The organism is Sinomicrobium pectinilyticum (genome assembly GCF_003725735.1).
Lineage (GTDB): Bacteria > Bacteroidota > Bacteroidia > Flavobacteriales > Flavobacteriaceae > Sinomicrobium > Sinomicrobium pectinilyticum.
This window is the reverse complement of sequence record NZ_RJTM01000083.1, coordinates 1-10,257: the sequence shown is the minus strand read 5'-3', so window position 1 is coordinate 10,257 and position 10,257 is coordinate 1. Positions and strand designations below refer to the sequence as shown.

Here is a 10,257-nt window from a genome sequence, read left to right as displayed (position 1 = left end):
TGGCTCGTTTGAATACCTCGTGTCCCGATAATTATCGGGATTGCCCCGAGGTAGTTGATTTATGTTAATTATAAATATCGAACTTGACAATCTATATTAACTGTTTATAATCAGGAAAAATCCCTGGCTTTTAAACTTTGACCTCTAATTTTCATTCTCCGAATGCACTTTCCCGTTTCTCCCGGAAAGTCCCTAGTACAATCTCCTTAATTTCGTAAGTCATTTTTCTTATAGGAATATTACGGTAATTACTTAATATGATAATAGTGATTTTATCAGTTTCATAGTAATGATAATTCGAAATAAAACCATTCATTGTACCTCCGTGCCGGATTAATTTACCAGGTTCTTTCATTTCAGTCGCCCTTTGGTAAGGTTGTACTCTGAATCCATAGCCATAATATCCCCAATCTTTGTTACCACCATCAAATAAGGTGCTCTTGCTTTTTTGTGAGATCAGTTTGCCTTCATGCAAGGCATTGCTCCATTTATATAAATCGGTAATAGTAGAATAAATGTCGCCTGAGCCCATTGCGTATGATACCACGTTGTAGGCCCTCCTGAATGTGCCGTTTATATTCCGGTATCCTACCGCCCTGTTTTCTGGAATATTCTGAAGGCGCTCGATGCCTGTGCTGTTCATACCTGAAACAGCAAATATATTTTCCCGTAAGTAATCCTGGTATTTTAATTTGGTAACATTTTCAATTACCATAGCTAACAAAGTGTAATTGATATTGCTATACTGGTATTTTGTGCCTGGCTTAAACCCTCGTTTTGATGTATTAATAATGTTTAATAGTTCAGCAGGAGTAATATCCATTAATTCGTAGTTTGTCAAAGGATCCAAACTAGGGGCCAGGCCTGACTGTTGTTTGAGCAGGTGATGAATTGTGACCCCTTTTCCAAGTTTGTATTTGAGATTTGGTATGTATTGCAGTACCGGGGCCGTCAAGTCTAGCAAACCCTGTTCTACCAGTTGCATAATTGCAACAGCTATAAAAGATTTGGTTAATGAGCCTATCAGAAATTGTGTGTTGAGGTTGTTTGGGATTTCATTTTCAACATCATACATTCCATAAGCTGCCATATGTACAATGGAATCACCCTTCGCGACCAATACTGTTCCCTGGAAATCCAAATCATTAACAGAAGCTTTAATATATTCTTGTATTTCTTCATGTTTAATTTCGGTTTCACCGCTTATTTCCTCGGGTTGCTCTCTAATTTTTTGACTTTCCATTGAAAAGATGACACTGGCAATTTTCCACTGATTATTGGTTTTAATCAGTCCCCAGCTTTCCTTACCCCAATTTCCTTTTTTACCATTAGCCCAAAAGCTATAGTCAAATGTGACTGATCCTATTGTACCATCTTCTACAATCACAGGGTTAGAAAAGAACTCTGAGCTGCTACTATTTTCACAAATACTCCTAAACCAAGTTTTATAATCAGACACTTTATATTCATTAACCGAAGCGTTAGCTGCATTTCTGGCCTTTTGAGTGACAGGCTGATAAACCCCTACCCAGGTTATCGGTACATCAGCAAATAGGGAATACATTTTGATGCTGTCCTTAGTCTCGATACTTTCCATAAAGGAGCGAAGCAGATCCTCAATCTGTTGTTTATTATTTAACTGGCTGGATTGTGCAAAGCATCCGGTGTACAGAAGAAGATACAGAATTATAAAAAGAAAATTTCTCATATTTTAATTGTTGAGGTTTCTAAAAAGTTAATCTGAGAGTTTTCAGATCAAATAATGGCTTCAAACATCGGCATAAAAAAATTATCAAATTTGAATTCTCGGCAAACAATGTGTACTACAACCTCAATAATAGAAATTTCACCATATCTGCGATAATTGATCGTTTGTATATAAAAAAGGACTGTTTGTCTCGAAATGAAAAACGAACCCTCCTTTTTCATATATTTACTTCCATGCTCAGTAGGTTGAATGACAAAATATCTTTAAATGAAAAATCATCCTTGAAATTACACTTCATATTTTGGAGCGTAATTTTCATCTTCAATCTTTCAACCCATCTATTTATAGAAAAGCCAGATTCAGTTAGCGGTGCTTATACTATTGGTCAAAAAGCACTGATACTTTTATTTCATTTGTCGGCTGTAATAGTTACTTGTTATTTTATTGTATTAAGGGTTTTGCCTTTATTATCCCGGAAGAACCAAATAGGTAGAGCCGTATTAGAGATGGTTATTGGGATTTATTTGATATGCATTCTCAGTCGTAGTTCCATTGTTTATGGTTTGGAGCCTATGCTGGGAAGAAATTTTGTAGAGCAAGAAACATTATTTGAAATTGCATTTGATATTGATATTCTCATTCAGCATTATCTTCCCGGCATTATAACGGGATCCGTTCCTTTTTTTCTCGCATATTTACTAGTTGACCGTTATCAGATACAGCAAAAACATATGCAGGCAGAGAAAGACAAAAGAGCAGCTGAGCTGTATGTACTGAAATCACAGCTTAACCCGCATTTTTTATTTAATACCCTGAACAATATATATTCTTTAACAATCCAACATTCTCATCTTGCTTCAAAAAGTATTGAAAAGTTATCTTATATTTTGGACTATACCCTGTACAGGTGTAATGATGATTTTGTGTCTCTGGAAAAGGAATATGAATTGCTGAATAACTACATTCAACTGGAAAAAATCAGGTACAATGACCGCTTGGAAATTCAAACTGATTTTTATTACGATTGCTCATATAAAATTGCTCCTTTATTACTGCTTGCAGTGGTGGAAAATATGTTTAAACATGGTGTAGAAAAAACAACAGGCATTGCCATTTTGCAAATAAAGTTAAATGCCACGAACAAAAATTTGTTGCTGGAGACTAAAAATACCTTTGACCAATCAGAAAGTGATGCACAAGGGATAGGGTTAAATAACGTGCAACAGCAACTCCAATTACTTTATCCCGGTAGGCACCACATGACGATAGAAAAAATGAACAATATTTTTATATTAAAATTACAGATGCAACTGCAATGAAAGCAACCTGTGTTATAGCAGATGATGAACCCCTTGCCGTCCAATTATTGCAACAATATTTGCATGAATTAGGCACACTGCATTTAATTGGTACCTGTAGTAGTGCGATGGAAGTGATAAATATGCTTCGTCGAAATCAGGTCGATCTGTTATTTTTAGATATTCAAATGCCCAAATTGACTGGCATTGAATTATTGAAAATATTGAAAAATCCCCCTGCAGTAATAATAACCACAGCCCATCGGGAATATGCTCTGGAAGGATATGATTTAGACGTTGTAGACTATCTTTTGAAGCCTATCACCTTTGATCGATTTATTGCAGCAGTCGAGAGATATTATACGAGAAAAAAAACCAGCCTAAACGATTCCCTAACTGTCTCATTATCTCCTGCTGAAAATCTTCTCCTTCTAAAGCTGGGGAGCAAAAGTCAACAGATAAACACACAAGCTGTTTTATATTTAGAAAGTCTAAAGGATCATATTAAAATTCATTTTGAGCATGGAAAAAAACTAATTGTAAAATATAAAATTAGTCAGTTGGAAAATGAATTACCATCCGAATTTATTCGAGTACACAAGTCTTTTATTGTTAATAGTAGAAAGGTTACAGTATTTAGCGCTTCCCAGCTAGAGATAGGGGATATTTGTATACCTGTGGGACACAGTTATAAAACGACCGTTAAAATGTTCTTAAATGGATTGTAAGCTTTACATTACCGTCAACAATTCGGATAACAGAAATTATAGGTGTACTTGCGCGGATGGATACGACAAGAAAAATTCATTGACCTCATAGAAAATCATGGGAACTTGAAAAAAACATTTAACATCACAGATGAACAATTTTGCAAAGACTGGTATGAGTTTGTTAAGAATAAGTACCTAACATAAATCTTACCGAAAATAATGGTTAAATTTCATAGATGGCTCTGGGGCTAAAGACATAGATTTCCACAGCATTTTCATTTTGGCCAATAGACGATTACTCCGGATTCAATACAAAATCTATAATAATCTTTGTAGGCAGGACTAACACATGCATTTGTTACAAGTTAATCCCTACACTTCCAGACTCACTTTTTTGGGTAAAAACTGAAAAATTTGTGCCGTCAAATAACAATTAAATTAAAAAGAGACGTTTTCCAAGGAATATCACCCCAAATATTGACATTTAAAACCAATTCATTTCAAACAAGATGATGTTCCTAAAATCATAAATCCTTGTAAATTATTTGATTTACAAGGATTTGTTGCCGTTTTGCGGCTCTTAAGAGTAAACCTGGCAGAACAATTTTCAAACTGGTTTTTGAAGGATTCGAAGAAATTAACAATTAAGAAAGTTGAATAATTTCAAGATTGCAAAAGTGATTAGAAAAAAACTAAAAACGCGGTTTTTTCCCTTTTCTTCGGGATTGTTGTAGTCCTTGAGATTGAAAGGATTGGACAGGCAGAATGCATTGTAAGAATTCAGGAAGAGCTATCGTTAACCGATTCGGCATATGATTTTTATAAAGACGCTAGCCTCGGGGAACTTGCAACATTATTTGCACATAAACTCAAGGAGAAGTAAATCCTGTTGTCCGTTGTTCATCCTATCGCCTGGCGGTATAGTGTCCTTCAATCCGCCAGGGTGTAATTTTATGGCAATACGATGAAGTTAACATATTTCTTCGAAAAACAAATTTATATCAGAAGCTGTAGGACATCCTTTTCGGATATCCGAAAAGTTATGGATAGATCCCTGCTAAAACTTTCAGGTCAAGTATGGCGAGGTTGTAGTTCAGTTGTGCCGCGTAGGCATTCTGTGCTGCCTTTTCCAGTTCCACCTTGGTTTCCAGTAACTCCTTTTTGGTGATCAGTCCCGTTTCCAGTCCGTCCTTTTTGATTCGGTATTCTTCTTCCCGGAAACCATATGCTTGGTGTGCTGCGAAGAGGAGTCGTTCGGCCTGCCGGGCATTGCGATGGGCTTTCCCAATTTTATTTCTGATCTCATTCCTGGTATTTTCTGCAAAGAGGTCCGCTTGTAATTGTTTGGACTTGTTTTGCTGCAATTCTGATTTTCGCTTGCCAAAATCCAGGAAATTCCACGTGAGATTGGCGCCGACAAAATAGTTGGTCTCCGGCAACTCTTTTATGATCCCCTGGTAAGTTACGCCTCCGGTAATACCCAGGTTTGGCAGGTAAGCATTCTTGGCCGCCATTACTCCATGTCCGGCTTTTTCCAATTGATGTTGGGCTGCCTGTAGCTCAGGGTTGTTTTGCAGGGCCTGTTCCTGGTATTGGGTTTCGGGTTGCAGGACATAAGATGTTTCGGGAAGCGGAGCAAGTTCAAAAGAGATGCTATCGGGCATGGAAAGCGTATTGCGAAGGTCAGCCAGGTAGTTTTCCCTTGCAATTTCGGCTTCCAGAAGATCGTGTTCTTTTCCGGCCTTTTCCGCTTTTAGTCCCAGGGTGTTCACTTCGTGTATTTCCCCGGCGATCCGGGCGATTTCTGCGTCGTACAGCCGGGCATAGGCCAGCTCTACAGCAGCTTGGGCCTCCGCTATTTTTTTCTCCTGTATTTTTATGGCGTAAAAGAGTTTTTCAACTCCGGCCTGTGCTTCCAGGGCAGCCTTTTTCGCTTTGCTGTTTTCCATTTTCGCTTCCGCACGTACTGCTTTTATACCGTGATGTACCCTAAAGAGTTGAGTAAGGGGCTGATAGGCCAATATCCCGGCCGTAAAAATATCCTGCCTGCCTTCGTACAGCGTAAAATCGTTCCAGGGTATGGGAATGTTCAACAGATCGCCGACACCTCCCCTGGGAATCACGAAATTGTTCTCATTAAAGGAATGCAGGTAGTTTCCGCTGGCATAGAGCATGGGTTTTCCCTTAGCGGCCATAGCCTTTATTTTGTAACTGCTTTCGTTTGCCTTTTCTTTCTGTATCCGGAGGAGCTTGTTTTGGGAGAGTACTATTTCCCTCGCTTCTTCCAGGCTCAATACCCGGGCTTGCTGTCCCTTTATAGCCCAGGGAAATACGATCAGGATCAATAGGAGACGTATGGAAATCGGCAAAGTGTTCATGTCTTATTTTTCATTTGAAACAGGGTGAACAATGTCTTTAGGTTTTATCACCAAGGCATAGAGTATCGGAATGGTGAGCAGCGCCATGATCATGGACCAGATGACCCCTACGGCGAGTACACTGGCAAGCGGACTCCACATGGGGGACCCGGAGAGGATCATGGGCAATACACCGAATGCGGCTGCCGTAGCGGTAAGGAAAATAGGCCGCAAACGTCTTTTTCCCGCTTCTATGGCGGCTTCCGGTATGGAGTCCCCTTTGGCGAGGAGCTCGTTTGTATGATCTATCAGAATAATGGCATTTCGCACCACTACACCTGAAAGACTGATAAGCCCCACAAAGGCCGTAAAACCAAAATTATTTCCCGTGAGCAGCAAACCCAGAAATGCGCCGAATAAGCTCAGGGGAATGGTGAGCATCACCAGGAAAGTCTCTTTCAGGTTCCTGAACTGGATAAGCAAGATGAGGAAGATAAGTACAATGCTTATTCCCAGGGCTACGACCATCTGACTGAAAGTTTCTTGTTTGTTTTCGTATTCTCCACCATATGTTATCTGATACCCGGCAGGGAGTTCCATTTTGTCGATCTCTTTGCGGGCACGGCTAAGGACCTGTTCCGGTAGCACGTTCTCTTCATTTTCGCTCAATATGGAAAGAGTACGAACCCCGTTTCTGCGCACAATACGACCTGTATACCATTGCGGGCTAAGTGTGGCGATCTGCCGTAGGGGAACTGAACTCCCGGTTACGGGAGAAGGGAGATAGGTGTTTTCGAGCTGGTTAAAATCTTTCCGGCTTTCTTCGCTCAACCGCAATACGAGGTCTACAGGCGTGCTGCCTTCGTACATGGTGCTTACCGGGGCACCGGAAAAGCCTACATATAAAGTTTTGGCCACGCTTTCCGTGGTAAACCCAAGCCTGCTGGCTTGCGGTTTCAGTTGTATGTCTATGCCGTAATAATCTTCGTGAAAGTTATCGCGTATATTGATGCTTCCAGGGATGTCTTCAAGTATATGGACAACCCGGTCGCCTATTTGTTTAATGGTTGCAAGTTCGTCCCCCGAAATGCGAATCTCCACGGGGGCAAGATATGGGGTTCCCTGTTGCATCAGTCTCACTAGTGTACGCCCTTCCGGGATAAGATCGTCCGCTCTTTGTGTCAATTCCTGTGCAAAATCTTGTGCAGCGGCATCGTCAGTGGTGTTGACAAGTATCTGCGCAAAATTGGTGGCGGGCACTTCGGGAGAAAAATTATAGTAGAACCGGGGTGCACTGCTCCCGGTAAAGACGGCATAAGAAGTTACCCTTTCGTCTTTGGCCACTTCTCCTGCCATACGTTGAATAGCTGCTTCTGTCCTTGCCACTGTAGTACCTGTAGGCATCCAGAGGTCAATGACAAACTGATTGCGTTCTGCTGCCGGGAAAAATTTCTGGGGAATAAAGAAATACAGGGCGACACCGATAACGATCATAAACAGGCTGCCGGAAACCGTGATCCTGTGATGTGCCATGCACCAGTCCAGCGACTTGTCGTAAACATTTTGCAGGCGGTCCAGCATGGAAGGCTTTTTGTCCGGAGCCGTTTCCGGACCATCCTGGTGCAGTCCTTTCTTTATGAAGGCATAACAAAGGATGGGAGTAAATATCATAGCGACGAGGAAGGAAGAAGCCAGGGCAATGGTCACCGTAAGTGGCAGGGCCAGGATAAACTCACCAACCGAACCACTTAATATTATCATGGGGATGAAAGCCGCAATAATGGTTATGGTAGCGGTAAGTACCGGGATAACAAGATCCGTGGCGCTGCGCCATGCGGCTTTGGAGGGGGACATCCCTTCGTCCAGGAGTTCCACATAGTTGTCTGCGATCACTATGGCATCATCTACAACCATACCAAGGACCACGATAAGAGCGGCCAGGGATACCTGGTGCAGTTCTATACCGAAAGCGTGCAGCATGGCAAAAGTCATAGCGATGGTCATGGGAATGGCCATAGCGGCAACCAGGGCTATGCGGAACGGCAACAAAACCAGTATAACAATAACGACGGCAGTGATGGCAATGAAGAATTCGCGAATAAAATGGCTTATATTGTGGTCTACAAGAGCAGGCTGATCGATAACCTTGACGATATCGACATCCGACGGTAACTGTTCCAGCATTTCAGCGATCTTTTTTCCTACCTCTTCCCCGAAGTCTACAATATTGTTGCCTTCCTGCATTTGCAGGGACAACATCATTGCGGGGATGCTGTTTACTGCAGTATAGGAATCTGCTTCTTCATATCTGCGTTCTATACGGGCTATATCTCCAAGGTGGATCACGTCACCATTCTTTGCCGTTCCCACCACCTGCCGTGCAATTTCCTCTTCCGTGTTGTAGTAGCTGGTAGTGTAAAAAGGGACTTCGGTTGCATCGGTCTTCAGGTTACCGCTGGGATAAATATTGTTTTGCGATTGGAGTATTTTGATGACATCGGTAAATTTTATACCGTACTGCGCCAGTTTTTCCGAGTTGGAAGTGATGACTATTTCCTCTTGTCGTTCTCCGATGCGTTTCATTTTCGATACGGCCCGGATGCCGCGCAGTTTATCTTCGAGTTGCCGCGTGTACTCCTTAAGTTGCCTGTAGTTCCTTTTTTTTGACGTAATCCCTAAGACAATGGCTTCTGTATCCCCGAAATCGGAATTGACCATAGGCCCCATGATCCCCGGTGGTAATTCGGTTTGTTTGGTGATCTGGAGAGCGACGGTGAGTTTGTTCCAGAACATATCCGGGGTCTGTACCCATTCTTCCAGTTCCACCTGTATGATCATAAGACCGTCGCGCGAAGTGGAGAATGTTTTGCCCTTGCGCACCTCGGAAAACTGGAACAATGTTTCTTCCACTTTCCTGGTGAGCTGGTCTTCGACCTGGGAAGAATTGGCTCCCGGGAAAAAAGCCAGTACCAGTCCCTGGCGTACGGTGATCTTGGGATCTTCCCGGCGGGGCATGGTAAAGAGGGAATAGGCACCTAAAGCAAAGACAATGACCAGCACGGAAATGGTGACTTGCGGATATTTCAGGGAAAAGCGTACGAAATTCATAGACCTTGTTTTAAGGTTACGTCCATACCGTCGTATAGTTTCTGCTGTCCCCCGGTTACGACCTGTTCCCCTTCTTCAAGTCCGGAAGTGATTTCCATTTGGTCTTTATACAGTTTTCCGACGGAAACACTGCGTTTGAATGCCCGGTTTTTATTTTCGTCCAGGATGTAGACATAGATACTGTTATCCGGGTCCCTTAAAATGGCATGCCCGGGAACTGTTAAAGCCTCGGTCTTTTGGTTGGTATCGATCAGGATTTCAGCGATCATCCCCGGCAATATCCGGTGTCCCGGATTTTCCAGAAGTATCCTGGCATTGTAGGTACGGGTGGTGGCTTCGGCTGCTAGCCCCACTTCGATAACCTTTCCTGTATATACAGTGTCCAGGGCCGGAATGGTAACCCTGGCTTCCTGGTGAAGTTTAATACGATGAATATCGTTTTCCGGTACGGCAGCATTGATCTTTACCTGATCTATATCCGCCAGCCCGAAAACAGGCATTCCCTTGTCGATGACTTCTCCTTCGGAAACCCCTTTTTTTAACAAAACCCCAGTAATGGGGGCATAAAGACGGGTGTCTTTGACATTTTTCATGCGGAGCTTATGTTGTGCCAGGGCCTGTTGCAACCCGGCCTTTACTTCTACAAAATCGGCTTCGCTGATGCTGTTGCGATCGTGCATGATCTTCAGGCGGTCATATTTATCCTGAACTTCCAGTAGCTTTCCGTTAGCCGCCTCAAGACCTATGCTATAATCGGTATCGTCCAGGCTTGCCAGCAAGGCCCCTTTTTGAATACTTTCACCTTCCTGTATGGCGACGTGATTCACTCTTCCTGCGACCATGAATCCCAATCGTAAGGTCTCCTTTCCTTCTACGTTTCCGCTGAGGGAGACCAATGTGTTGACCGAGTGTTTTTTTACCACAGCGACCTCTACCGCTTGTGGAGAAGGTCTCTTGTTGTTTTTCCTGTCTGAAGTACAGCCGCTAAAGAAAAGTGCAGATAAAATGATGAGAAAATAGCTCAGGTGTAGTGCGACTACTTGGTTAATACGCATTGTTGGTAAGGTTTAGTTTAC

General features: G+C 42.4%; 6 protein-coding genes. 2 read left to right on the top strand and 4 right to left on the bottom strand.

The window, feature by feature from the left end:
• Nucleotides 1-151 precede the first annotated feature (151 nt).
• A complete protein-coding gene (locus ED312_RS11530) occupies nt 152-1,708 on the bottom strand; it encodes a serine hydrolase domain-containing protein (RefSeq protein WP_123216170.1) in 1,557 nt (518 codons plus the stop codon).
• A gap of 185 nt (nt 1,709-1,893) precedes the next feature.
• Between ED312_RS11530 and ED312_RS11525 the strand changes: the two genes are divergently transcribed.
• The gene (locus tag ED312_RS11525; RefSeq protein ID WP_148044280.1) at nt 1,894-3,027 is read left to right on the top strand and encodes a sensor histidine kinase; all 1,134 of its coding nucleotides are present in this window, start codon (nt 1,894-1,896) and stop codon (nt 3,025-3,027) included.
• Complete coding sequence (locus ED312_RS11520; RefSeq protein ID WP_123216168.1) at nt 3,024-3,734, top strand: LytR/AlgR family response regulator transcription factor; 711 nt, start codon at nt 3,024-3,026, stop codon at nt 3,732-3,734. The genes ED312_RS11525 and ED312_RS11520 overlap by 4 nt, the downstream gene beginning before the upstream one ends.
• A gap of 1,022 nt (nt 3,735-4,756) precedes the next feature.
• On the opposite strand, the gene ED312_RS11515 is transcribed toward ED312_RS11520, so the two are convergent.
• From ED312_RS11515 to ED312_RS11505, 3 genes are read right to left on the bottom strand one after another with little or no spacing between them, the layout of a single operon-like run.
• Nucleotides 4,757-6,094: a TolC family protein gene (locus ED312_RS11515; RefSeq protein WP_123216167.1), complete on the bottom strand. Its 1,338-nt coding sequence runs from the start codon at nt 6,092-6,094 to the stop codon at nt 4,757-4,759.
• 3 nt (nt 6,095-6,097) lie between these two features.
• Nucleotides 6,098-9,181, bottom strand: coding sequence for an efflux RND transporter permease subunit (locus ED312_RS11510; RefSeq protein WP_123216166.1), 3,084 nt, complete (start codon nt 9,179-9,181; stop codon nt 6,098-6,100).
• The gene (locus ED312_RS11505) at nt 9,178-10,236 is read right to left on the bottom strand and encodes an efflux RND transporter periplasmic adaptor subunit (RefSeq protein WP_123216165.1); all 1,059 of its coding nucleotides are present in this window, start codon (nt 10,234-10,236) and stop codon (nt 9,178-9,180) included. The genes ED312_RS11510 and ED312_RS11505 overlap by 4 nt, the downstream gene beginning before the upstream one ends.
• Between the last annotated feature and the right edge of the window lie 21 nt (nt 10,237-10,257).

Coding starts and splice junctions, on each gene's coding strand:
- ED312_RS11530 (WP_123216170.1), bottom strand. CDS start 1,708: ATGAGAAATTTTCTTTTTATAATTCTGTATCTTCTTCTGTACACCGGA.
- ED312_RS11520 (WP_123216168.1), top strand. CDS start 3,024: ATGAAAGCAACCTGTGTTATAGCAGATGATGAACCCCTTGCCGTCCAA.
- ED312_RS11515 (WP_123216167.1), bottom strand. CDS start 6,094: ATGAACACTTTGCCGATTTCCATACGTCTCCTATTGATCCTGATCGTA.
- ED312_RS11510 (WP_123216166.1), bottom strand. CDS start 9,181: ATGAATTTCGTACGCTTTTCCCTGAAATATCCGCAAGTCACCATTTCC.
- ED312_RS11505 (WP_123216165.1), bottom strand. CDS start 10,236: ATGCGTATTAACCAAGTAGTCGCACTACACCTGAGCTATTTTCTCATC.